Annotated in this window: 25 protein-coding genes; 1 reads left to right on the top strand and 24 read right to left on the bottom strand. The window is 33.6% G+C overall.

Annotated features, from left to right (window positions below):
• Positions 1-8: 8 nt before the first annotated feature.
• The 10 genes from ACMAYL_RS09965 to ACMAYL_RS09920 form a co-directional block, all read right to left on the bottom strand.
• Entirely contained in the window at positions 9-443 is a 435-nt protein-coding gene (locus ACMAYL_RS09965) for a type II 3-dehydroquinate dehydratase (RefSeq protein ID WP_103218460.1), read from the bottom strand.
• On the bottom strand, positions 436-1,296 hold the full coding sequence (locus tag ACMAYL_RS09960) for a tetratricopeptide repeat protein (RefSeq protein ID WP_412463558.1): 861 nt from the start codon (positions 1,294-1,296) through the stop codon (positions 436-438). The genes ACMAYL_RS09965 and ACMAYL_RS09960 overlap by 8 nt, the downstream gene beginning before the upstream one ends.
• Positions 1,297-3,093 carry a type IV pilus secretin PilQ gene (gene pilQ, locus ACMAYL_RS09955; RefSeq protein ID WP_103218462.1) on the bottom strand — a complete coding sequence of 599 codons (1,797 nt, stop codon included), beginning with the start codon at positions 3,091-3,093 and terminating at the stop codon, positions 1,297-1,299.
• Between the two features lie 72 nt (positions 3,094-3,165).
• Positions 3,166-3,600, bottom strand: coding sequence for a hypothetical protein (locus ACMAYL_RS09950; protein ID WP_103218463.1), 435 nt, complete (start codon positions 3,598-3,600; stop codon positions 3,166-3,168).
• Positions 3,597-4,253, bottom strand: coding sequence for a type 4a pilus biogenesis protein PilO (gene pilO, locus ACMAYL_RS09945; protein ID WP_103218464.1), 657 nt, complete (start codon positions 4,251-4,253; stop codon positions 3,597-3,599). Before pilO ends, ACMAYL_RS09950 begins: the two co-directional genes overlap by 4 nt.
• On the bottom strand, positions 4,253-4,885 hold the full coding sequence (locus tag ACMAYL_RS09940) for a PilN domain-containing protein (protein ID WP_103218465.1): 633 nt from the start codon (positions 4,883-4,885) through the stop codon (positions 4,253-4,255). The genes pilO and ACMAYL_RS09940 overlap by 1 nt, the downstream gene beginning before the upstream one ends.
• A complete protein-coding gene (gene pilM / locus ACMAYL_RS09935) occupies positions 4,882-6,051 on the bottom strand; it encodes a type IV pilus assembly protein PilM (protein WP_392993784.1) in 1,170 nt (389 codons plus the stop codon). The genes ACMAYL_RS09940 and pilM overlap by 4 nt, the downstream gene beginning before the upstream one ends.
• Positions 6,052-6,114: 63 nt before the next feature.
• On the bottom strand, positions 6,115-6,888 hold the full coding sequence (locus ACMAYL_RS09930; protein WP_412470430.1) for a prepilin peptidase: 774 nt from the start codon (positions 6,886-6,888) through the stop codon (positions 6,115-6,117).
• Positions 6,888-7,655, bottom strand: a complete 768-nt coding sequence (locus ACMAYL_RS09925) for an ABC transporter permease (RefSeq protein WP_103218468.1) — start codon at positions 7,653-7,655, stop codon at positions 6,888-6,890. Before ACMAYL_RS09925 ends, ACMAYL_RS09930 begins: the two co-directional genes overlap by 1 nt.
• Entirely contained in the window at positions 7,652-8,509 is an 858-nt protein-coding gene (locus ACMAYL_RS09920) for an ABC transporter ATP-binding protein (RefSeq protein ID WP_412471048.1), read from the bottom strand. Before ACMAYL_RS09920 ends, ACMAYL_RS09925 begins: the two co-directional genes overlap by 4 nt.
• A 46-nt stretch (positions 8,510-8,555) precedes the next feature.
• Between ACMAYL_RS09920 and ACMAYL_RS09915 the strand changes: the two genes are divergently transcribed.
• The gene (locus ACMAYL_RS09915; protein ID WP_412470433.1) at positions 8,556-9,218 is read left to right on the top strand and encodes a hypothetical protein; all 663 of its coding nucleotides are present in this window, start codon (positions 8,556-8,558) and stop codon (positions 9,216-9,218) included.
• 33 nt (positions 9,219-9,251) lie between these two features.
• On the opposite strand, the gene ACMAYL_RS09910 is transcribed toward ACMAYL_RS09915, so the two are convergent.
• From ACMAYL_RS09910 to ACMAYL_RS09845, 14 genes are all read right to left on the bottom strand, one after another.
• Positions 9,252-9,863, bottom strand: a complete 612-nt coding sequence (locus tag ACMAYL_RS09910; protein ID WP_412463554.1) for a type IV pilin protein — start codon at positions 9,861-9,863, stop codon at positions 9,252-9,254.
• Positions 9,864-10,068: 205 nt separating this feature from the next.
• On the bottom strand, positions 10,069-11,283 hold the full coding sequence (locus ACMAYL_RS09905; RefSeq protein ID WP_412471047.1) for a type II secretion system F family protein: 1,215 nt from the start codon (positions 11,281-11,283) through the stop codon (positions 10,069-10,071).
• An 8-nt stretch (positions 11,284-11,291) separates the two neighbouring features.
• A complete protein-coding gene (locus ACMAYL_RS09900) occupies positions 11,292-12,431 on the bottom strand; it encodes a type IV pilus twitching motility protein PilT (RefSeq protein WP_392993792.1) in 1,140 nt (379 codons plus the stop codon).
• Positions 12,432-12,452: 21 nt separating this feature from the next.
• Positions 12,453-14,129 carry a GspE/PulE family protein gene (locus ACMAYL_RS09895; RefSeq protein ID WP_199177555.1) on the bottom strand — a complete coding sequence of 559 codons (1,677 nt, stop codon included), beginning with the start codon at positions 14,127-14,129 and terminating at the stop codon, positions 12,453-12,455.
• A gap of 75 nt (positions 14,130-14,204) precedes the next feature.
• Positions 14,205-14,885, bottom strand: a complete 681-nt coding sequence (locus tag ACMAYL_RS09890) for a hypothetical protein (protein ID WP_412470434.1) — start codon at positions 14,883-14,885, stop codon at positions 14,205-14,207.
• The gene (locus tag ACMAYL_RS09885) at positions 14,878-15,798 is read right to left on the bottom strand and encodes a bifunctional riboflavin kinase/FAD synthetase (RefSeq protein ID WP_412470435.1); all 921 of its coding nucleotides are present in this window, start codon (positions 15,796-15,798) and stop codon (positions 14,878-14,880) included. Before ACMAYL_RS09885 ends, ACMAYL_RS09890 begins: the two co-directional genes overlap by 8 nt.
• Positions 15,785-17,443: a BatD family protein gene (locus tag ACMAYL_RS09880; RefSeq protein WP_412463551.1), complete on the bottom strand. Its 1,659-nt coding sequence runs from the start codon at positions 17,441-17,443 to the stop codon at positions 15,785-15,787. Before ACMAYL_RS09880 ends, ACMAYL_RS09885 begins: the two co-directional genes overlap by 14 nt.
• Entirely contained in the window at positions 17,443-19,104 is a 1,662-nt protein-coding gene (locus ACMAYL_RS09875; RefSeq protein WP_392993798.1) for a vWA domain-containing protein, read from the bottom strand. Before ACMAYL_RS09875 ends, ACMAYL_RS09880 begins: the two co-directional genes overlap by 1 nt.
• Before the next feature lie 146 nt (positions 19,105-19,250).
• Positions 19,251-20,264, bottom strand: coding sequence for a VWA domain-containing protein (locus ACMAYL_RS09870; RefSeq protein ID WP_392993800.1), 1,014 nt, complete (start codon positions 20,262-20,264; stop codon positions 19,251-19,253).
• On the bottom strand, positions 20,230-21,012 hold the full coding sequence (locus ACMAYL_RS09865; RefSeq protein WP_412470438.1) for a hypothetical protein: 783 nt from the start codon (positions 21,010-21,012) through the stop codon (positions 20,230-20,232). Before ACMAYL_RS09865 ends, ACMAYL_RS09870 begins: the two co-directional genes overlap by 35 nt.
• The gene (locus ACMAYL_RS09860; protein WP_103218480.1) at positions 21,012-21,857 is read right to left on the bottom strand and encodes a DUF58 domain-containing protein; all 846 of its coding nucleotides are present in this window, start codon (positions 21,855-21,857) and stop codon (positions 21,012-21,014) included. The genes ACMAYL_RS09865 and ACMAYL_RS09860 overlap by 1 nt, the downstream gene beginning before the upstream one ends.
• 1 nt (position 21,858) lies before the next feature.
• Positions 21,859-22,806 (bottom strand): AAA family ATPase, encoded by a 948-nt coding sequence (locus ACMAYL_RS09855; RefSeq protein ID WP_103218481.1) that lies wholly within the window; start codon positions 22,804-22,806, stop codon positions 21,859-21,861.
• Positions 22,799-23,971 carry a class I SAM-dependent rRNA methyltransferase gene (locus ACMAYL_RS09850; RefSeq protein ID WP_412471046.1) on the bottom strand — a complete coding sequence of 391 codons (1,173 nt, stop codon included), beginning with the start codon at positions 23,969-23,971 and terminating at the stop codon, positions 22,799-22,801. The genes ACMAYL_RS09855 and ACMAYL_RS09850 overlap by 8 nt, the downstream gene beginning before the upstream one ends.
• Positions 23,972-24,751, bottom strand: coding sequence for a hypothetical protein (locus ACMAYL_RS09845; protein WP_412471045.1), 780 nt, complete (start codon positions 24,749-24,751; stop codon positions 23,972-23,974).
• Between the last annotated feature and the right edge of the window lie 27 nt (positions 24,752-24,778).

Genomic DNA, 24,778 nt, shown 5'->3' with positions numbered 1-24,778 from the left:
AAAACCCTTTAAATTAATTGCGATAATATTGCTAGGAAGTAACCTTTTTCTTTTAAACCTTCTATCACAGCTGTTGAAGATTTTGCAGTAATTTTATTCTTTCTAAACTCCTCTCTTAGGTTTGTGTTTGAAAGATGTACTTCAATTACTGGGCATTTCATCACGCGCAAGGCGTCTAAAATAGCAATACTAGTATGAGAGAAAGCTGCTGGGTTGATAATCAGCGCTTTAATATCACTTTCTGACGCAGCATGTATTTTTTCAATGATCTCTTGCTCACCATTAGATTGGAACCATTCAACATCAACTTTATGCCCGAACTGCCCGAGTTTTTCATTGGTGTACTTTTCAATGGCATCAAGATCAAGTGTGCCATAGATAGATGGTTCTCTTTTACCTAATAAATTTAAATTAGGACCATTAATGACTAAGAATTTATCCATTTAAAACTTCGCTGCTTCTTTTCTTTAAGTATGATTCGAATAGCTCAAAGGCCATTGTCAGTTTTTCCAGTTCTACTTTTGGTTTTTGCTCTAATTTCTTAGCTGTCGATTCAAAAGCGGCCATTAAGTCTTCACGGCCCTTACTCTCACTGATCTCGTCTTGTCCCTCAAGCTCAAGTAGTCTATCTTGGATACGTTGATCTTCAGGATTTTCAGCTAGCGCACTGTTAAGAACTTCTATCGCCTTTTGTTTTGCGCCTTGTTTTAGATAAAGGTCAACTAGAGTATGGCTAAAGATTTGTCCTGGTTCACTCTTAGGTTTATCTTCAACGACTGGCTCTTCTTTAACTTGTGGAACTAAACTTAAGGTACTCCAACTTTCTATTTCATCATCTAAATTCGATATATCAAAAGTTTTTTGAGTTAGATCTTCATTTTCAATACTGTCAAAATTATCATATTTTACAATAAACTCAGTTGCTTCAGTATCCTTAGGTGAAATAAAAAGAACTCTTTTATATGTATTTAGGGCCTCAAGGATCAAATTCTGTTTAAAACAAGAATGAGCAAAAAGTTTAAGAAACTTAATATTATCGCCATTAATAGAAAGTTGTGGCTTTAATACAGTGTAAGCTTCTTCAATCTCTTCCCTCTCTAATAATAGCTGGCCATAAACAATAATAGCAGCAGAGAAGTTAGGATGATGAATTAGTCCTCTTTTAAGTAAAGCTAATGCTTCATCATTCATTCCAACTTTTCTGTATATTTCGGCCAAAGGAGCAAAGACCTTCGATCGAGGGTCTTTCTCCAATTGACTTTTATATTTTGTGATTAGATTATTGTAATTTTTCATCTACAAGCTACTTGTTAAACCTGCACGTTCTTGATTAATAACTCTCGGTGTAATGAAAATAACAAGTTCTGTTTTACTTACCTGTGGATTATACGGAGTTCTAAATAGCCAACCGACAATAGGTACATCCTTTAAATAAGGAACACCAGAATGCGATTCAATTTTAGAATAACTATAAAGTCCACCTAGAACAATTGTTGATCCATTTTCAACAAGTACATTTGTCTTTACCTGTCTTTTAGTTTTATCAGGTGGTGCTCCCGCTGCTGGTGCAGTACCAAATTGCTCTTTAGATAGTTCGACAATTAAATCAATTGCCCCATCATTAGCAACCTGAGGAGTAACGGCCAAACTTAGCTCGGCAGTTGTCTCTTTGAATGTAATTGTAATATCTTCACCAGTCCCTTCTCTTTCTTCAAAAGAAGTTGTGTCTGTCGAAATAATTTCTGCTTTTACGTTATGTTTAGTTACAACTCGAGGAGAAGCAATGATCTTACCTTTTGATTCACTTTCTAAAAGTTGTAACTGAAAATTTAAATCAAATAAGCGTCCAAATCTTGAGATTGTAACACCAAGTAAGTTCCTTGTGTTCTCACCAGTTGTTGGAGCACTTGAAAAGCTTAGCCCTGGACCAGAAATACTAGTCGAACTGGCCGAACCTGTTAAATCTGTAGAAGTTGGTATTTGTCCAATTGGGTCATATCCAAAATTGAGTCCATTCTGCAGACCAATTTGTTTTTGATAACCTTCGTTAACTTCAACAATTTTTGATTCAATAAGAACCTGTGGAGTTTGACGATCTAGAATATCAACGATCTTTGCAATTTTTTCTGTCGTCTCAAGAGTATCATTAATGATTAAATTATTAGTTCTTTCATCAGCAATTAAAGAACCTCTTGCAGGAGTAACATAGTCCTTTAAAAGAGTCGTTAAGTCTTTAGCTTTAGAATAAGAGATAGGAAGAACTTTAGTTACGAGAGGTTCTGCTACTTCTTTAATTTGCGTAGCTTCTCTTTCTTTTCTTTTCTCTTCTGTTGCTTGAGCAAGTGTCTTAATCGTTAGAATTGCACCATTTTTTTCTGCTACTAACTTATTAATAGATAAAACTGTATCGAGTGCCTGATCCCATGGAACATTTACTAAGTTAAGTGATAATGGTTTTAACTCAGCAACATCATTTGTCATAATAACGTTGAAACCTGAGGCATCCGCAATAAGATCAAGAATGTCATTGATCTTCATATCCTTAACATTCAAGGAAATCTTATTACCAACATACTTTTTTTGCCCTGAAAGAGTTAAGTTTTCTAAGATATCTTCCATGCTTTTAGATTTTGGCTTTAGAAGTCTTTGACTCTTCTTTTCTTCAGCTGTTGTTAAAGCACCTTCTTCCTCTTTAGAACTAGCAAATGCTCCGTAACGATTTTCAAATATGATACTTGCAAGGTTTCCTGAAGTTTGAAGTTTAGAGCGAACATTATCTCTTAATTGTACGACGACTCTAATATCTTGCGACTTCCCTGGAGCCTTAAAAGCAGAAACAAATACTACCGAACCTGAAAATTCAGAAGTATCAAAAGCTCTAAGAACTCTTTGAGTGGATACTGTATTTTCAATATCAATAATGACTTGTTTGTCTTTAACGACTTGGAACTTTTTAATTTTGAAATCGTTCTTATCAAAGTTGAAATTCAAATAACTTAAATCGTCTTTCTGTTGAAAATCAATTTTTGTTAAATTTGCTGATAGTGCAAGAAATGAGTATAGAATTGATACTGCAATAACTATTTTTTTCATTTTTACTCTTCCTAAGTAAAATTATTATATTTTTATGATATCACAAATTGAATTTTATAAAAGTATTATGAACTACTCTGATAAAGGAAGTATTGTTTCCAAGTACTCTTCTTCATCGTATACATTAATAATTTTCTCAACTAATACTACCCCACCAGGTAGAATTGCTTTAACCTCAACTTGATCTGGGCCGATTTTCATACCTTCTTTTATGATTACAGCTTGAGATAATCCTTCTTCTTCAACTTGTTTTATAATCGCTCGTGGATCTTTACCTAAAAAGATACCTGTAACTCTTAATCGATCAATACGAAGATGATCTGTAGTAAGCTTATTAGAGAAACCAGTAAACTTTTCTCTTCTCGCTTTTTTGTTTCCCATTTTTTTCTTATATTTAACTTTAAACGGGTCTCTAATATTTCTTCCGGAACCTAGTTCAACAGGCGCTTGTCCTATTGCTAAGAAACAAAATAAGCATGCTAATATTAATTTGCTCTGATTTTTCAATTCTTATTCCTAGTTCTTTTCTTTCTCGCAGGTTTTTTAGATTGTTCTTGTTTAAGTTTCTGCTCAATTTCTTCAATACCACGCTTTTCTCTATGGTTTTGATTATAAATATAACTCTCAATCGTAGCGTATAGATTAATTATTTCGTAACGAGACTTATTTGTTTTTGTAATTTTACTTAAATTAATATCTCTAACATTTAAAATTCTTTCTTGTTTAGAAATATTTTCTAGTAAAAGCAAGAATTGTAGATATGTCCCTTTCCCTGAAAATGTATAATATTTCGTAATATAGAATCCATTTTCTTCTTGTCCGCTTGGATTAATTTGTACATCTTTGATCTTTAAGCTTTCTCCGAGCTTTTTGATTAAGTTAATACTTTCATTATCACTAATATCTTTAGGTAGACGTCTTTGTGTCTCTTCAAGTTTTTGAGCAACTATTTCAATCTCTTCTTTCTTTTGCTCAACGTCTCTTTCGTAATCCTTAAGTTTTTTTAATTCTTTTTTCTTCTTACTAATTCTACCGTTTACAATATTAACTTCTTCTTGAAGACTTGCTCTTTCAATTTCAACTTCGTTGTACGCTTCATAAGCCTGGAATGCGCCCCAAACGATTAAGATTAAATATAGCTTATTAATTAGAGATAGCATTACTCAAGATCTCCATATGATTGGATTTTCCCTTCAATTGAAAAACTTTGTAATGTAACACTTTCACCGTAAAGCTGATCTGAAGTTTCTTTAAGTTCTTTCATACCAAATGTTTCAGAAGAGTAGCCATTTCTTGGTATGAAATACTCAAGTTCTTTAACGTTGTTAATAAAGTCCCCGACCGATGAAAAAGATATTGATTCCCCATCAATCTTGATAACTTTTTTGTCGTCAATTGTTAAAGAGTTAAACCAAATATCATCATTCAATGATCCCGAAAGTCCTCTTAGTACTTTATATGGGTTAGATTTATTAGACATAACTTGCGCTACAAGTGCTTCTCTACTTTTTAACTCTTCAATTCTTTTTGTAAAAGCATCCATAACTTCAGTTAAAGAACCAAATGAATCAACTTCTTTTTTTAGTCTGTTAAAGACTGCCTTTTGCTGAACAATCTCATCACGTACATCTTGATTTTTATTTTTAAAACCTGGAATTAGAACAGATGTAAGTCCGTAATAAACAGCATAACCAATAAGAAGCGATTTCTTATTTACCTTATTAAAATCAACACCAAGAATTACTGGTAGCTCTAAAGGTTTCTTTTTTTCTAATAAGTTTATTTCTATCATTTTGGAAACTCCCTAAGGGCCAATCCAAATGAAACAACACCTTCGTGGGCCATATCATTTAATTCATCATCATCGAAATCATTTTCATTAAATTCGATTTCATTAAATGGATTCAATACATTAACATCAACACCAAAAGATGATCGGATTTCCTCAAGTAAATTAGGTAATCGCACTGAACCGCCAGTTACTGTAATATTCTTTAAAGAATCATCAGAAGTTGCATTAATATAAAAGTCATGAGCTTTTTTTAGTTCGTTAACAAGAGTTCCATTAATCTCATTAATAATCATTAACACATCATCAGGAACACCTTCACCAGATGACATCTTCTTTAAGTCTTCCGCTTCTTGAAATGTTACCCCTAATTGTCTCTGAATCTCTTCTGTAATACTCGCGCCACCAATAATGATTTCTTTAACAAAGACTGGAATACCTTTTTTAAGGACGATAAAAACAGTTGCCTGAGAACCAATATCAATTAGCAATGTCGATGGAATTAGAATTTTATTTATATCTGTACTTGAAGTATTTTCAAATATTTCATCTTCTGACTCATCATCAATATCTGATGATAAATCCTCTTCAGAAGCTAGCTCGTAGATATTAGTAATCGCAATAGAGCACAAATCAACGACTTTTACGATCTTACCTAAGGATTCAATTATTGTTTTGAATGATTCAAGGACATCTTTCTTTACCGCACAAACAATAACATCAAGACCACCACCCATGTTTTCACCGATGACATACCAATCGATATTACAGTCCTCAACCGGAAATGGGAGGTATTGCTCTGCTTCCCAAATTACTTGATCTTCAAGTTCTTCATCATCTCCACCGGCTAATTGTAATTTTTTAATTACTGTATTAGGCCCAGATAGACCAAGGCAAATATAGGGCTCTGTGACTTTCGCTTCTTTAAAAGCTTCTTTTAAAGCTTCTTTTAGAGCTTCTTCATCTTGAATTTCATCTTCTATGATTGCAGCTTCCGGAAGTGGAACAGATGCATACTTAACTAATTTATAAGTATCATTCTTGGTAACTATTTTAGAGACTTTTACTGAGCTTTGACCAATGTCAACACCAATAAGTTCTTTAGGAACTAAACCTAAAGCTTCCCTAATTTTAAATATAACATCCTGTATATCAATATTCTTCTTCATCCGTGACCTATCAAAGTATTATTTTATTATACTCTGCACAGTCCAGTCATTTCAAGAAGTTATTTAAAACAACAATGCGCCCAGCATCATTTTAAAGGTACTTGGAAAGTAGATTTGAATAACGGCCACAATAATAATAAATGGCCCAAATGCTATTGCCTGGTCTCTTTTAATAACTTTGAAAAGTAATAAAGGCATCATTAGCAAACTTCCTAGTATACATGAAAAGAGCATATTATGAATAATTCCTAATGGACCAAGATAAATTCCGAGAACACCAAACAGCTTTATATCACCTCCACCCAGGCCGATGACACCTTTAATTTTATAAAATAGGTAAGTAATTAAGTAAGGTACTAAAAATCCAATTAATCCACCTAGAACCCAGTGCTTCCAATTATAAAAAAATACGACATGGATAAAAAAGATTATTCCCAAATATACATTAATTACATCTGGTAATATTTGATGACGTACATCAATGACAAAATGAACAAGGAGGCAACAAGCAACAGTAAAAAAGAATAAATAAGAAGTTAATCCATGAAGACTTATTTCGCCTCCAAATAGAAATAACGATATAGTTGCCGTAAGTAACTCGATAACTGGATATTGAAAACTAATATTCGTCTTACAGTTAGCACACTTCCCTCTTAAGCCAATGAAGCTTAAAATTGGAATATTGTGAAACCACTTAAGTTGAAAGCCACATTTTGGACAACGTGACCGATCGATAAAAAACTTTTCATTAGTAGGTAGTCTCAAAATGAGAACATTTAGAAAACTTCCTATCATTGCTCCAAAGATAAACGCATATATTTTAAATAGTAATATCATTAGCTAAGCTCTTTATTTTTGAATACGTATGCATTTATAAAAGAAAGCACTAAAATATAAGCAAGCCCATATAAATAACTATTCATGATATTTTGATTTGACACAAGATTTGAATTAAATACGAATGGCTTATAATTTAATAAGTTTAAATCTGGGAGTACTGCTTTATATATTCGCAGTATTAGTTCAAGTCCTTCTCTATCCTTTACAAAAGATAAACTTGAAATATGAGTTATTGCATGTCCAACAAAATAAATAACGACAGTATTGATAACACTTAGTGCACGTGAAGTTATTAAACTAAAGAAAAGCACAATCAAGAAAAGTAAAATTGACTCTAATATTCCTAGGAATAGTGAATTAATTATAACTCCATCAAGAGCACCACCACGTAATAAGTAAACTATTAACGAAGTTCCAAATATTACAAATGAGCTTAAAACAAGAATAGACGAGACTCCTAAGATTTTACCAAGTAAAAACTTAACTCTCGAAATAGGTCGAGACAAGGTTATATATATAGTTCGCGATTCAATTTCATCTGACAAAACATTTACACCAACAAAAATTGCAAGAATATTTGCTGCCAATGAAGCTCCCCCTAAACCAAAGTCTATTGAAATTCTTAAAACGTTTCCATAAGAGAATTCTGAAGTTATATAACTTAAAGTTAAGATAAAAAGAGCAATCCAAAAAGTAAGATAGAGCACTCTACTCTTAACAATATCTTTAAATGTAAACTTTGCGATTGTTAATATATTCTTCATTTGTTTAACCGATACACTATTTCTTCTAACGACGAGCTTTCTCTATTTAGTTTTGAAACATTTAATCCTGCTTCAATTAATTCTAAGATTTTTTGATCTTTCAGATCTTCATCTACCACTAATTCATGATCCTTATCTCCATCATTGTACTTAATGATAAATTTATTACTTGTATTTTGTGATACTAATTCTTTAATCGGCCCGTTATAAATGATCTTGCCACTCTCTAGAACAACAACATCGTGGCAAACTTCTTCGACATCATTCACAATATGTGAAGAAAAGAATACACCAACACCCTCTTCATTAACCTCTTTAATAACGTCTTTAAATTCTTTACGTCCGATTGGATCTAAGCCTGAAAGTGGCTCATCTAATATAATAAGTCTTGGATTATGTAAAAGTACTGAGACAAAACCTAGTCGTTGTAACATCCCTTTAGAATAGCCTTTAATCTTCCTGTCTAAAGCGAATTTAATCTCTAACTTAGTCGCCCATTTTTCAATATTTTTCTCAATCTCTTCGTTCTCAATTTCTTGTAGTTCTCCACAATAGGTTAAGAACTCATAACCTGTTAAATTCTGATAATAGTATGGTCGCTCTGGCATATAACCAATTAACTTTCTTACCTCATCTTCAGTCCAATCAATATTCAAGATTTTAACCGAACCAGTGTTCGGCTTAATGAATCCAAGAATAATTTTGATTAGAGTTGTTTTTCCTGCACCATTAGCACCAAGAAAGCCAACGATTCGTCCAGCATTCAGTTCAAAAGTTACATCTTGTAATGCTAAAAAATCTTTATTCCAAAAATCTTTCTTAAATGATTTTGATATATTTTCACAAATTAACATAGAAGCCTTTTTATTTTTTTTAATATTAGTATAATCAGATATGCTCATGAAGAAAACACAACTTACAAATAAATTGATTCCTTTGATCCTATTCATACTTTTAATAGGAATTAACTATAATCTCTCATTTAAAAAACCAGTTAATCCTGAGTTATTTACTACTTTAAATAGTGATTTTATAAAAATTGTTTCATTTGGAAACTACCGTTTTATTTCAAGCTACTATTGGACAAAAACGCTTCTTGACGCAGATATTGAACACGTAAAGAATCAAGAGAAGTCATGGCTATATTATAGGTTTAAACTAATTGCTGATTTAGATAGAGAGTTTTACGAAAATTATCTTCATGGTGGTATCTACTTATCAATCATTAAAGATGATATTTTGGGAGCGGAGATAATATTCAATAGAGGTTTAGAGGTTTTTCCTAACGATTACAGACTTATGTACAATGCCGCCTTTAACTATCACTTTCAACTCAAAGATTACGACAATTCCCTATTAATGTATCAAAAGATTCAAAAGACACCTTATGCTCTAAACTTTGTAATTCTCCCAAGATTAATTGAAGAGGCTAAGAATAAACGTAAGTCTAAACAGTCTCACCTCCAACTCCTTCAATTACAATTGAATAGAACTAAAGATATAAAAGAACGAGAAGTTTTAATTAAGAAAATAGAAGAAATAAAAAAGGCCTCAAATCAATGAGGCCTTCTATTTTCAAGATTATTAAATTAAAGATTAGTAACCTTTATTAATCTCTCTAAGTACTTTGTCTTGGTCAATTGCCCATTTACTAGCTTTAGCAGTTGTAATGTTATCTGTATCAATATAGCCGATTGCTCCAGCTACAAAGTAACCACCTTGAGCATCAACACCTGGAGCAGTTTGTGAACCATTCCCCATGTTTGAAACAGCGATCGTAGAAATGTTAGCAACAGTTGTTCTCTGTCCACCAACCTTCTTAAATGCAGGTGCCCCAAATTCGATATTCTGACAAGTTCCGCCGTTATCTCTAACAATTTGGTTTGGTGTCGAGTTAGCAGCACTAAATCCGATTGAATAATAGTTACTTCCACTAGTTGGAGTAGATGAATCCCATGCACCATTTGGAGATACATAACCAGCATCACCTAAACATGTACCGAAGGCATCATAATCAGTTTGGATAGCTGTCATCGCTGAGTAAATTGAAGCTAGCTGAAGTTTCGCTTCAGAAGTTTTCGTTTTCGCTTGATACTTTTTAAAGTTTGGAATTGCTACCGCAGATAGAATCCCGATGATGGCAACAACGACCATCAACTCAACTAGGGTAAACCCTTTTGAGTTTTTCAACTCGTTCGTAAATTTCATGTCTTTTCTCCTCGTTAATCTAATTTAGATAGATTAATTTAAATAACTTTAAGAACTTAGCTAAAATTAAGATTTAACCAGCCCTATAACTACTTTACGGCATATTTAAGTTAAAAATTAAATCCCAATAATATCAATGCCTTATCTTAAAACAATAAATAATTTTAACTACTTTTTTGCCTCTAATCTTTGTCAATTTAAGTATTTATGCCCCCGCTGACATGAACATTGGTAAGTAAATTGCTATAAGAACACCACCAATAATTCCACCAAGAACGACAAGAACTAAAGGTTCTAGCATTTTTGTTGCTGCAGTAATTGCATCATTAACTTCATCTTCAAAAACAACAGAGATCTTTGCCAGCATTTGATCAATTGCCCCTGTTGACTCACCAACCTTAATCATCTGAGCAACCATTTCTGGAAAGTAGTCAATCTTAGTTAATGGTTCAGTAAGAGTTTTACCTTCAATAACTTTCTTTCTTACTTCTTTGATATCACCAGAGATAACACTATTATCAATTGTTTCAACACAAATTTCTAAGGCATCGATGAGTGCTACACCTGAACCAAGCAGTGTTGAAAGTGTTCTTGAAAACTGTGCTAAACTCCCCTTAATAATAACAATACCAAAGCCTGGTACACTCATTGAAAACTTATCAAATACAATTTTTCCTTGAGGTGTTTTTATGAAGTAAGTTAGAAAAATTAATAAAGCTATTCCACCTAGGATCATCTTGCCAGAGTATTCACCAAAAAATTCTGAAGTATCAATTACAAATTGAGTAATCCAAGGGAGCTCTTGTCCAGTGTCCGCAAGCATTCCAGTAAACTGAGGCACAACATAAGTAATTAGTCCCCAAACTACTAAAGCACCAATACCTGAAACAATTAATGGATAACTCATAGCTGATTTAATTTGTTTTTTAATCTTCTCTTGCTTTTCTAAGTGCTCTGTTAGTTTAGAAAGAATCTCATCTAGAATCCCTCCAACCTCTCCGGCCTTAACAAGGTTACAGTAAAGGTTATCAAAGCCTTGTTGCTTACGCATACTTTCGGCTAGAGTATTACCTTCTGAAACATCAGTCGCAATATTTTTAACAGCATTCTTTAAAGAAGGATTTTTCTCTGATTTATAAATAATCTCAAGCGCCAAAATAATAGGTACACCTGCATTGATCATAATAGACAATTGCTTTGTAAAGTTCATAAGCTCGGCTGCACCGAAAGCAGAACCAATACCTTTTTCAATTAACCATGTGTTAATATCAAATTCTAAGATCGAAGGTGGAATAATTTTACGTACACGATTTCCTTGGGCGCGAAGTCTTTTCTTAGCGTCGTTTTCATCATTGGCCTGTATTTGACCGTTGGTCTTCTTTCCGTTTTTATCTAGTCCTTCCCATTTATAAATTGGCATATCTTACTCTATCTCTCCTTAAGACCTAGTTGCGGCCCAAGTTCTTCCGGATTCGTTGAATACGACATTGCTGTCTCTGCATCAATTGCCCCTGAATCAACATGTTTTTTAATTGACTGATTCATTGTCGTCATACCAGTCTTATCTTGACCAATCTGCATCTGAGAATAAATTTGATGCATCTTATCTTCACGAATTAGATTTCTAATTGCCGGTGTAGGTCTTAGAATTTCTAAACAAGCGACACGTCCTGGTTCATATGTCTTAGGTAAAAGCTGTTGTGAAACAACACCTTGTAAAACAAATGAAAGTAGCGTTCTAACTTGATCCTGTTGATCTGAAGGGAATACGTTAACGAGACGGTTAATTGTTTGCACACATGAGTTAGTGTGTAGTGTTCCAAAAACCAAGTGTCCTGTTTCCGCAATCGTTAGAGCGGCTTCAATTGTCTCAACGTCTCTCATCTCCCCGACAAGAACAATATCCGGATCTTGTCTTAAGAGACCTTTTAAAGCATTTTCAAATGAATGAGTATCTCGTCCAATTTCACGTTGGTTTACAATACTCGTTTTGTGAGGATGGACGAATTCAACAGGATCTTCCAGTGTCACAATATGCGCAGGCTCCATTTCATTTAATCGATTTATAAGAGCTGCAAGAGTCGTCGACTTACCAGAACCAGTAGGCCCAGTAACTAGAAATAAACCATTTGAAACATCAGTCATTTCCATTAAAACATTTGGTAAGTTAAGTGCTTTAAAGTCAGGAACAGCACTTGGAATCAAACGAAATACTGCCGCAACTCCACCTTTAGAATAAAAAATATTTGCTCTAAAACGTGCAAGGCCTTTTATCCCAAATGCAAGATCTAGCTCTAAATTCTTTTCAAACTCATTTCTCTGTTCTTCAGAAAGAATTTGATAGATAAGTGACTTACTTGAGGATGCATCAAGGGCCGGTAGTTTAACTCTTACAATATCCCCGTTGACTCTCATTGCAGGAGCTGTACCAGGAGTTAAGTGTAAATCGGATCCACCATTATCAACCATCAGCTTAAATAACTGTTGAATCTTCAAAGACTCCGCACTCGTGATAGCACCTGTTTTTGTTTCGGTTTTAGTTTTTGTTTGCGTATTATCGCTACTCATCTATATCACCCATTTATATTTTTATAATTTATCAACACTTGAGTTTTTAATTGCTTCCGCTAAAGTTGTGACACCCTCTGCAACCTTGGTTAATGCAGACATTCTTAGAGTTTTCATACCGTCAGCGATAGCCTGTTTTTTCAAATCATCAGAAGAACAATGCTTTAAAACGAGGTCCCTTGCAGCAGGAGTCATTTCTAGAACTTCATAGATTGCGACACGGCCCTTATATCCAGACCCATCACAAAACTCACAACCTGTACCATGATAGACTTTTAAGTTCTTTGCAGAATTAGGAGTAACTCCACATGCAACAATCTGATCAACAGTTACGCTTTCATCTATAGTCTTACAATTTTCACAAATCTTTCTACATAACCTTTGTGCAACAACAACATTCAACGCACCAGTTACAAGAAATGGTTCAATTCCCATATTTAACAATCGAGTTACCGTTGAAGGCGCATCATTGGTGTGAAGCGTAGAAAGAACCATGTGGCCAGTAAGAGCGGCCTCAATAGCAATCTCTCCAACTTCTTGATCTCTAATCTCCCCAACCATGATGATATCAGGGTCTTGTCTAAGAAAGGCCTTAAGGGCCCTTGCAAAGTCTAAACCAATATCTTTTCTAACGTTAACCTGATTGATACCTTCCAAGTTGAATTCACAAGGATCTTCTGCAGTGGAAATATTTTTTTCTATATTATTAAGTTCTGATAGTGCTGAATAAAGAGTCGTCGTTTTTCCAGACCCTGTTGGTCCAGTTACAAGACACATTCCATATGGCTGCTTAATCCCTTCTAAGAAAACTTCTAGCTGTTTCTTTTCAAAACCTAACTTAGTCATATCAAGCTGTAGATTTGATTGATCTAGCAGTCGCATTACAACCTTTTCTCCAAACAATGTTGGAAGTGTTGAAACACGGTAGTCAATTGGATTACCATCAATTTCAAGCTTAATACGCCCATCTTGTGGGATTCTTCTTTCAGAAATATCTAACTGTGAAAGAATTTTCATTCTAGAGACAAGTGGTAAAAGCATCGATTTTGGAGGTGCTGCATATTCATGTAAGGATCCATCTAAACGAAACCTAATTCTAAAATTATTTTCATAAGGTTCAACATGAATATCTGAAACCTTTTTAATATACGCTTCAGCGAGTACCTTATTTACGTAAGAAATAATATCTTCTCCGATATCTTCTTCTTTAACATTATCGTCACCAGTAGCTTGATCAGTTCTAACTTCTCTAACCGTCTCAAGTATTTCATCAATAGAGGCTTGAATATTTTGATATAAAGTTTTCCAAGCTGATAATGAAGTAAGAACAAACTCAACGTTTGATTGAATTTCTTTTTGAATCTCTGCTCTAATTTCCACAAGAGAGGGATCAAAGATTGCTAAAGATAAAGTACCGGACTGTCTTTTTAAAGGTACGATTCGAAATTTTGTTGCGACACCTTTTTTTACCAACTGAAGTGTAGAGCCAGGAACACGAGTTTCAGAGAGATCAACATATGTAAGCCCACTTAACTCTGCAATTGCTTTTGCAAATTTAATATCATCGAAGAAATTAAACTTTAACAAATCGAGTTCTGAAACAACACCTGGGTTTTTATTTGCGGCCAAAGGCACCAAATCTTTTCTTGGTACCATACCCGTTTTTGAAATGACTTCTAGAAATTCTTTTCTTATCACCTTACGTTATCCTAAGATTAGTTTCTTTAAATATTGAATACTTAGATACACTAACTATTTACTATTTATTTACTATTATAACGTAAAGTTCCAAAATTTTTTTGCTGCTACGGCTTGTAGGTAAAGAAGTTCACTTCCATCTATATAAGTGAGTTTATTGCTCAGAAAAGAGTGATGAAATGGATGGGAATAGTTCATATCCCAGAAAATAGACTTAGTTGATAACGATAAATTAAATTGAAATTGACGAGCACAACAGTTGATAATCAATAGATTATCTAGTTCTACATATTGTTCGTATTTAACTGCATTAAGGTCACCATCTTTTCGCCTAGAAAATTGATGATAGCTAATATTTAGCTCTTCAAATAAGACCTTAAACATATCCGTCATTGCGCCATCACCAAGCATGACGATATCTTTCTTATGATATGCATTATTTAATATGATCTCCTTGGCCGCTAAGAAGTCCGTATTTGTGCCATAAAATTGTGTACCATCAAATTTAATACAATTTATCGCCCCTATTTTTCGAACACTCTCTTCTAGAATTACATCATTTAAAAAGTGTTTCTTGTATGGTGCTGTAATCGAAAGGCCTTGTAACGTTTTAAATATATCTTTAAGGCAAGGAATCTTATCTTCAGAAGAGACATCTAAAAGACTATATTCTACCTGACCACTATATAATTCATCATAGATTTGTGGTGACTTTGAGTGTTGAATATCTTTTCCCAGTAAACCAAGCTTAAGCATTAAAATATTCTCGAGTCTTTTCTACATCAAGCTTTATTTGTTCAATAAGCTCATTAACTGAAGAGAATTTTTTTTCATCTCTTAGCCTCTTTACAAAAGAAACTTCTAATTCATTTCCATAGATATCATTATCGAAATCTAAAATATGTGTTTCCACAAAAACGTTATTACCGTTAGTAAATGTAGGATTGTGGCCAATATTTGTCACAGAAAACCAAGTTGATTCACCAAATTTCGTTTTAGTTATATAAACACCATTTTTAGGGTAGCGACGATAGCGATCAAGTGCTAAATTTGCAGTTGGAATTCCAATCTGACGACCTCGACCTGCTCCTTTGATTACTCGTCCGCGAATAAAGTATTCGCGCCCTAAATATTTAGCAACGCTTTCAACATCACCGATAGATAGTGCATCTCGTACGATCGTACTTGATACTTTATCCCCTTCAACATCGTAAGAGCATAGAACATTAACATCTGTTACTTTATCAGCACAAAATTTCTTAACAAACTCATGGTTCCCTTTTTTCTGAGCACCAAAGGCAAAATCATGTCCTAAGTATATTCTTTGTGGTTCAACGTGATTGAAAATATATTCGTTTAAAAAATCATCTGGTTCTTTCATTGAAAGATCTCGATTAAATTCAATTTCAAGAAGATAATCAATACTTAATTCAGATAGAAGTTCTCTTCTTTCCTCATAACTATTGATAAGATAGTGTTCTTTAGGGTTAAGAATTTCTACAGGATGTGGAGTGAAAGTGATAACAACGAGCTTTAAATTAGCTTCGCTACACTCACTATAAATTTGCTTAATAATTCTTTGATGTCCTCGATGTACACCATCAAAGTTTCCTATGGTTATAGCAAAGTTATCACATTCAATATCTTTTAAACTTTTAATTATTTTCATTATTTGCTCTAGCTAATTCTTGCCAATATTCTTTTTTATACTTAAGAGGTAACTTGGCTCCCTTGTATTCATTTTTTCCAGCATTATCAACCAAGTCATTAAAGTACTTTCGTGCCTCAGGAGAGACTCTCATCCCCTTAATACGATCATTTAAACTATCACCATGCACATCTGGTGTAAATGTCGTGATATGGTGAAAAATATTAGAATAGTTAAATTCTCTTTTAAGATTCTTAAATGGGTCTCTATCAAAGAAGCGAATGTAAGGAAATGCTGTTAGTGCAATTACAAAAGCGGCGATCCCGATTAAAGAGTAATTAATAATGTCCCACAGATTCCTCTTCTTAGAATTCGTAAAAACAGGAGCCATAATATTTCCAGAAACAACAGTCTTCACTTCGGCAGGAGCTGTCTGCTGAACTTTCTTAACAACGTCTTTAGTCTCATCAGAAGCTATATTTGAAGCCGCAGAACCGGAACCTATGATAATCAATGGATCAATTGTTAATTCTGTCGTTTCAAAATTCCCTGTTAGTGGGTTAAATGTAGATAGTTCTATTTTCCTTTCCGATACGAACTCTGCCCTCTTCGCTAGAAACGTATAATCAAAAACTTTATTTTTAACTAAAGCTGTTTGTTCAATCATTTCTGCTCTTGTTTCGAAAACTTCAAACGCATCTGATGTTATCAAGCGAGGAGCATCAAACTTCTCTAAAGCGCCATCACCACGAATTTCTAAACGTGCCTCAAGTACGTCATTTACGACAATCTTACTTTTATTCAGGCTTAGGTTGAAAGTATGTTTACCAACTAGACCAGTAAATGATTTAGGCATATTTTCAACAGGTATAGGCAATGCCTTAATCTTAACTCGATCACTCCTTAACACTTTAGTTTTTTCGGAACCAGTACTAAAGGTAAAGGACATACCAAAGGCATTTCCACGTCTACTTGTATAATCGGGATGTTGAAAACGTATTTCAACTGGATCTATCGATAAGTCACCTGCTTTTTCAGGATATAGTACACTTTTATACAAAGCGGCTCGTTTATAAATTTCTCCCTGAATACTTACACTTTCAACCGAAGATCTTGGTAATTCAAATCTTTTTAAAAAGTTCTTTTGAACAGGGAATTTTACAAATTCAGGATTTGAAATCTGCCCTTTAAAGTAAATGTAATAAACCAAGTCGATCTTTTCACCTACATATGCCTGTGTCTTATCAACTTCAGCACGTACAAAATAATCTTGCAATCTTGCTCTTTGACTAAGAACTCTAACAGTTAATGATCTGTGTTTCACAACTTGGGCACCGAAATCAACTTTAATATCTCTAATAACTGCAGAACCTGTTTTAATGGCCCTCAGCTCATAAACATAGTTATAAACTTTCTTTTGAACCATCTTACCGCCAGCAAAGTAACCCTTTATCATAAGACGGCTTGCATCGTTCGTATTATCAGATACGATTTCAGCATTATTCAATTTGAAATTAACATATGGTTCAGTCTCTCCTTGATATTCAAAATTTATTATCAACTTAAAAGAGTCTTCTAACGATACTTCTGATGAACTTACCTTAGCTGTTATCGTTTGTGCTAGCGAAGAAAATGTTAACAAAAATAAAACTATATACTTAAACATTACCAATCCTTACGATTATTACCATCTGAGGTTGAATCAAAAAGTTTCTTTTGCAACTGAGAGTCATCATTCATGATTTGTTTGAAGACACCATTTGCCTTTCTCATACGCTTCTTTTTCTTAGCTTGATCTTCAAGTTCTTTCCATTGTTGCTGCTGAGTTTTTTGTTTCTTCTTCTCATTTTTATTTTGATCACCTTCAGACTGTTGTTTATCTTTATTTTTATCTGAAGAGTCTGATTTCTTATTGTCCTTATTATTTTTAGAGTCCTTTCCTTTTTGACCCTTGTCTTTTTGATCTTTATTGTCTTGTTGACCTTCTTTTTTCTGTTGGTCATCATTATTATCTTTATTCTCGTTATTTTCCTGATTATCCTTATTTTCTTTATCTTTCTTTTCTTGTTGCTTCTTTTTTTCTTCTTCTTTCTTCTTCTGCTTGTCTTGTTTTTGCTTTTGTAGGGCAAACTTAATTTGCTCCTTAATGACTTGCTCTAATTCTTTATTGTTTGAGTTCTTCTCCAATATGTACTTATACAAATTAATAGAGTCTACGAATTGATTATCTTTCAAAAGTGCAGTTGCATAATTAAATAGATCTGCCGGTGCTTCATCTTCATAATTCTTTAATGTTTCATTATAAATTTCTGCAGCTTGCTTTTGCCCCTCTTTTTGCCTAAGAAAAAGCTCGGCCAGTTTCAACTTCTCTTCTTTAGAAATATTACCGGCCCTCATTTTATCTACAAGTTCCTGCTGTAAGGGATCAACTGGAGTTTCTTCATCGTCCTGAGCAAAAGTATTAACTTCAGGCAAAATAAAAAGACACATAAGTAAAACTAAGACAGCTGGTTTAAAAGTTCTAAAGCGCCCAAGTAATACAGAAAACACATACAACAAGATACTTGAAACAATAAGCCAATATCCTAAAACCGGCCTAGACCTCAAAGTTCCTTTTGTAAAAGAATTTAAATGTACATCCTTAAAGAAAGCCAATATTTCTTGCGTCGGTAAACTATATGATTCAACAAACCATACTTTTGCATATTTTGACTTACCGACTAAATCTTCAAAAAATTGCTTATTCATTTTTGATATAATTTCAACACCATTAAACTTTTTATATCCGAAGAAGTTTCCACGTTTTCCACGCATTGGAATTTTTCCACCTTCTTCAGTTCCTACGCCAATAATAGCAAGGCTGATTTCGTCTGGTATTTCAACATCAACACTTCCATGCTCTTCACCATCAGTGATTAAGAGGATATTTCCTTTAGAAAAACCTTCACTCGTTTTAAAAAACTGAAAAGCTTCTTTAAGAGCAAGACTCACATTAGATCCACCTTCTGGTGTTGCGCTCAGCATACTTCCTAGACGTGACTCTAAAATATCAACATCATCAGTAAAGGGTACAATTTTTCTTTGTATGTCAGAAAAGACACTTAATGCAATCTGGTGCCCATATGCATTTTTCACAAGATGTTTAGCAATAATTGCAGCTTTAGCTATACGATTAGGTCTGATATCTTCAACTAACATACTTTGCGAGTTATCAATTAGAATAAGTGTACGTTGATTAGGTATATTAGATTCAACAAGTTCCTCCGGCCCTCTTAAATCACCTAAAGATAAGGCAAAACCTAAAAATGCTAACGCATATAAGAACATAGATAGCTTAGAAATAAAACGCGAATCAAAATTCCATACTTGTTTAACAATCTTGAAAAATTTCTTTCTTAATAAGGTAAGAAAAAATATAAATATAGCGACTACTATAATAGATATAATCAATAGCTTTGTATTAACGAAATCCATTATGCTACTTCCCTTAAATATAATCTACGAGTACTTTCAATTAATATCAAAAGTAAAACGCCAGCAAGTAAGAACTTGTAATAGTCCTCTTGATAAATAATTCGCCCTTTAATTTCAAGGCCCTTTCTTTCCAATTTATTAATTTCAGAAAGTACCTCATTCAAAGATTCATTATCAGAGGCAACAAAATCTTTTCCTCCAGACATCTCAGCTATTTTTTGCAAAGTTTCAAAGTCCATACTTTGACCAGGCATATTTTGATATCTCATTCTACCAAATGCATCACGACCAACTGGTAGTTTAGCATCAGGATCACCACCAATACCAATTGTGTATATTTTAATGCCAAGCTCTTTAGCTTTTTCTGCTGCCTGCATCGGTGACATTAATCCGGCATTGGCACTACCATCAGTTAGTAAAATTATAGATTTGTTTTCAGCAACACTGGTTTCAGATCGTGCTAGTGCAAGCCCTAAGGCATCCCCAATATTTGTGCCTGAGCCTAGAAAACCAATATTAATTTGTTCTACCGATTGTTCGACTAATTTCAAATCAGTAGTCACAGGAATTAGTGTAAAAACTTTATCTCCAAACATAATAATACCGATGCGATCAACAGGAGATAGTTCAATGAACTTTCTTATTTGCCCTTTTGCCGCTTCCAAGCGGTTTGGCGGAAAGTCCTCTGCCAACATAGATCTAGAGACGTCGACTACAAAATAAATGTCATTAATCTCTTTCTTCACATTGCTTTTACCCATTGGAGTTTTTGGGCCCATTAATGAAAAGCTTATTAATGCCCAAGCACCAATGGCCATTAGAAACAGCAACCCTCTTAGAAATGACGGCTTTTTCTTTAAGCTATATTTAGGAGGTAAGATAAGTTCACCTTTTTTAAAAATGGCAAAAAAATCAGCGCACCAAAAAAGAAAGCCAATAACTCCAAAGATGAATAAGTACTTATTATGAAAGATATAGTTACTTAACAACGATATTCTCCTTTGCTTTTTCATGGAGAGCTACAATTGCTACATCATCTTCAGGTGTCCAAGCTCTTTTATATTGAACTTCATTTACTTTATTCAAATAATTTTTAAAGGCTTCACGGTTTTCAAATAATTCAAAAAAAGAATCCTTCTCACTATATATAAGTTCATGCTTTTCACGTGTATCAGCACTTTTAAAAGTTAAAACTCTTTTTTGCCAATTTTGATGCACTCTTCTTTTTTTTGAAAATTGTAGATAACCATATATAGCCAATCCAAGAAGCATAAGAACGATAAGAAGATAAATTGAATAATCTAAAATCGATTTATTTTCGTTTAGCTTTTTGTTAAATACAAAAAAATCCTGTTGTTTAATTGTAGTATCTTGAAAACCAATGTCTGAAAATGTAACCCCTAGGGCCATTCCTCGATAATCCCAGATTTTTGGAAACGAATCTTTTGGTGTAGCAATAAGTACACCACTGGCTTCAATAATATAATATTCTGGATTAGCAGCTAAGAAATACTGCTTATTAACTTTTGATATTTTAATAATATCAGCAAAATCACGTGATAATAAATGAGCCTTTATATCTTCATCTACTATGTCATTTATTGGATAAATAGTTAGCTTAAAGTCTTTAATTTCACCAACACTCCAAACATTATTCTCACTATCAATACTTATCTCAATTTTGGTGTCTAAAGCTAAGGAGCTAAATGACATACAAATTAATAAAATTGAAAAGAATGCATAAAAGAAACGTGCTTTCACTACAACATCTCCTTAACAAAGTCTTCTAAATAGCGATCCCCTACATTTATATCTTTCAAACGAAATCCAAAATCTAAAACTTCCGCCTTTCCTTTTAATCTCGTATCAACCTTACCACTACCTTTACCAGCGATACGTCCAACAATAGAGAATCGAAACTCATTAGAAGTATCGAGGGGACAGAGCAAACGAAAAGCATGAACATGTTTACGTGCAGTTAATCTCTTTAGGGTTTCTGGAGATAAGAATTCATAAAAGTCACTTAGAATAACGACTTCTCTTTTCTTATAAAATTCACGAACTAGTTCGGCATCAAATTTAGCGAAATTTCTTTCTTTTTGAGAAACCAGATATTCAACATCAATCTCTCCTGCTTGATTAATAACATTCGTTTTCCTCAAGGCGTCAACAAACGCAACGAGCCCTGCCTCTCCTCTCTTTTTTTGAACTCTTAAGACTCGATCATTCAAACAAATAATTGTTTCTATATAGTCATGTGTTTTTTCTGAGAGTAAATAAAGTAACGATATAATTTCAAAAGCTGCTGCAAGCTTAGACTTTCCGTTGTGTCCGATAACCATACCGGGACTACAATCTAAAAGGATTGTAATCTCAACATTTCTCTCTTCTTCAAAAGTCTTAATATATGGAGTATTTGTTTTTGCGACCATCTTCCAGTCAATAAAACGAACATCATCACCATGAACATACACCTGATGTTCCTTAAACTTTAATCCCGTTCCTCTGAAGTGAGATTTAAGCATACCAATAGAAAATGAGTTTGATCGTTTGAACAAACTATTTTTCATATTTTGAACAATTTGATGTACTTCAAGTGTCTTCATATTAAATCATTTTCTGAGCAATCTTAACTGCTAAGTCTCTCGGATTAATTCCATCAATGGATGCTTCATAAGTTAAAATAATTCTATGTCCTAACACTGAGGCAACGACTTTCATTACATCATCTGGTGTAACGAAATCACGTTGGGCCATAAAGGCATTAAAACGACCTAGTTTCTGTAGCCAGATTGCTGCACGCGGAGAAGCTCCTGCTTGTACAAGTCCTTTAAAATCAGGAGAAAAATGCTTATCTCCAGGTCTGGTTGCTCTAACAATTTTAATAATTAAATCTTTCATCTTATCATCGACGTATACTTTATCGATCTCTTGGCGAATCGATAGGATATCGTCGGTTGAAAGAAAAGAGCCTAGGTCTTGCTTTACATTTTCTAAATCTAAAATAGATTTTTCAGCTTCGAAGTCAGGATAATTTACACTAACTTTCATCATAAAACGGTCTAACTGCGCTTCTGGAAGCGGATAAGTTCCTTCCTGCTCAATTGGGTTTTGTGTTGCTAGTACAACAAATGGGCTCGATAACTTATGAGTAGAGTCACCAATTGTAACTTGTTTTTCGGCCATGGCCTCAAGTAAAGCTGATTGTACCTTGGCAGGAGATCGATTGATCTCATCCGCAAGTAAAAGTTGTGTAAAGATTGGACCAAACTTTGTAGAAAACTCTTCCTTTTGTTGAGAGTAGACCATCGTTCCAACTAAGTCAGAGGGAAGTAGGTCAGGCGTAAACTGAACTCTTTTGAAAGTTAAGTCACATAGCTTACTCATTGTAGAAACAGATAAAGTTTTACCCAGTCCAGGCATCCCCTCAATTAAGAGATGTCCTTCGCAGACTAAAGCCGCAATGATACTATCAAGCATTTCATCTTGACCATAAACAATACGTTTGGCCCTATCTAAAACACTATTAACCTTCTGTCTTGAACTATCAGTCATTTCTTTCCACCTTATATGCTAAATATTTTATGTAATTTGATTTTGATTCTAACTTGCTAATTGGATGATCTAGTCCTTGTATTCCTGTGTCAATTAAGCGGATTGATAAATTATTCTTCTGCGCACTACGAGCTACACATTGATCTAGTTCATTCATTGAAATATTTTGAGTACAAGATGCAGCAGCAAGAATTCCACCCTTGTTTATCATTTTGAATATTTTTGTATATAATTTTTCATAGCCACTTATAGCAGCCTTTTTGTCTTTATAACTCTTACTAAAAGCAGGAGGGTCACAGACAATTACATCGTAACTTTTCCCTTCACTTACTTTTTCATCTAAGAATTTAAATACATCATTACGAGTAAAGTTTCCTCTGCCACTGAAATTATTAATTTCAAGATGATTATGTACAACTTCACTCATATTAGCTTGGTCAACAAACTCAACACTTTCAACACCAGCTCTGAGAAGGTGTAATCCCCATGATCCCACATAGGTAAAGAGGTCTAAACCAGTCTTATAATTCTGTCCTGTTCTTTTAATTAGATCTTCAAATTTTCTTCTATTTTCTCGGTGGTCGTAATAATAACCAACCTTCTGCATTAGATCTTTCTTGATTTGATATTGAAATTCTGTTTCTTCAATTTTAATAACATCTGGTAATTCATCACTTTCAAAAACAGGGAGCTCTTCTATATCTCTATATTTCTTATTATCAAGAAGAATCACTTCTTTATCTAATAAGCTTTGGATATGTGATTTTATCTCGTTACGAAAGCCATCCATTCCAGCTGTATTGATTTGTAGAATTGCACAGTTCTGATATCCATCGAGAATAAGTCCAGGCAGTCCATCCTCATCTCCATAAATTAACCTAGCATTTTTACCATAACCAATTTCATTTCGATAACGAATCGCCTTTTCAATTGTTTTAGAGATGTAATCCCATGGCCCTAAAGTTGAATTCAAGACAACGACATTCTTTTTTCTTGTCGAGTTTGGATTCACAAAGCCAATATACTTATTTTTCAAATGATTGAAACTACACCATTCCCCCGGACGAAAAGAGCGTAGAGAATCCTCAATATCAATTTCCGATAAATGGATAACTTTACTTTCAAAGTAAAGTCTAACTTTTTTATTAATTTCTATTTGTCTCATTTATAGGCCTATAATCTTTTTGGCTTGCCCAGTATTAATTTGATAATTTTGAATCTTCAAATCTATCTTACCTAGCTCAACCTTTTTATCGCCAGTTATGGCATACGATATTGCTTCGATATTACTTGGTAATCCGAAAGTACCAAATTTTTCATATTCAATTTCAATTTCTTTGAGAATTGAAGAAGCACCTCTTCCTTCAGAAATTGATATCTGTGAAATAACACTTTTACCTTTTGCCCATGATTTTTTTGAATATGAAAAAGAAGTTTTTGTATGCAACTGTGGACTACTTGATTCAATCTCTTTAATTTGTCCACTTGAATACAATTCAATACTCAAATCTAATAATTCTGCTTGATCCTTAACTCGTATGAATCGACTATTATTTTTAGGATCCTTCTTAAATGCACTCATTTCTAAAGGAGTCGTTAGATTTTTCGCTAAAACTAATTCTACGTAAGGTTTAACTTTTGCAATCAAAGTCTGCTTTAATAAATCAAAACCTTTTTCAGGTAACCCTTCAACTCTAATTCTAATATTGTTTGGATATACCCAATAAACACGATAGTAAACATCATCAGGCTCAAGGGCCGTATTTGCTCTTACATACTTTTCAAGATTAGGTTCTCGAATATCGAAAAATAAATCTTGAATCTCCCCTTCTAATGGAGTGTAGGTTCTTAATTTGTGATCATTAAAAATACTACTATTGTTAGAAAATACAGATGTGACAGAAAGTAATAAAACAACAATTAGGGATAAGTTAAATTTTAGCATAATATGTCCTTTTAACTTATTTTAAAA

Origin of the sequence: Halobacteriovorax sp. RT-2-4 (genome assembly GCF_047085445.1) — a bacterium.
Classification (GTDB): domain Bacteria; phylum Bdellovibrionota; class Bacteriovoracia; order Bacteriovoracales; family Bacteriovoracaceae; genus Halobacteriovorax_A.
This window is presented reverse-complemented; position numbering and strand designations above follow the sequence as displayed.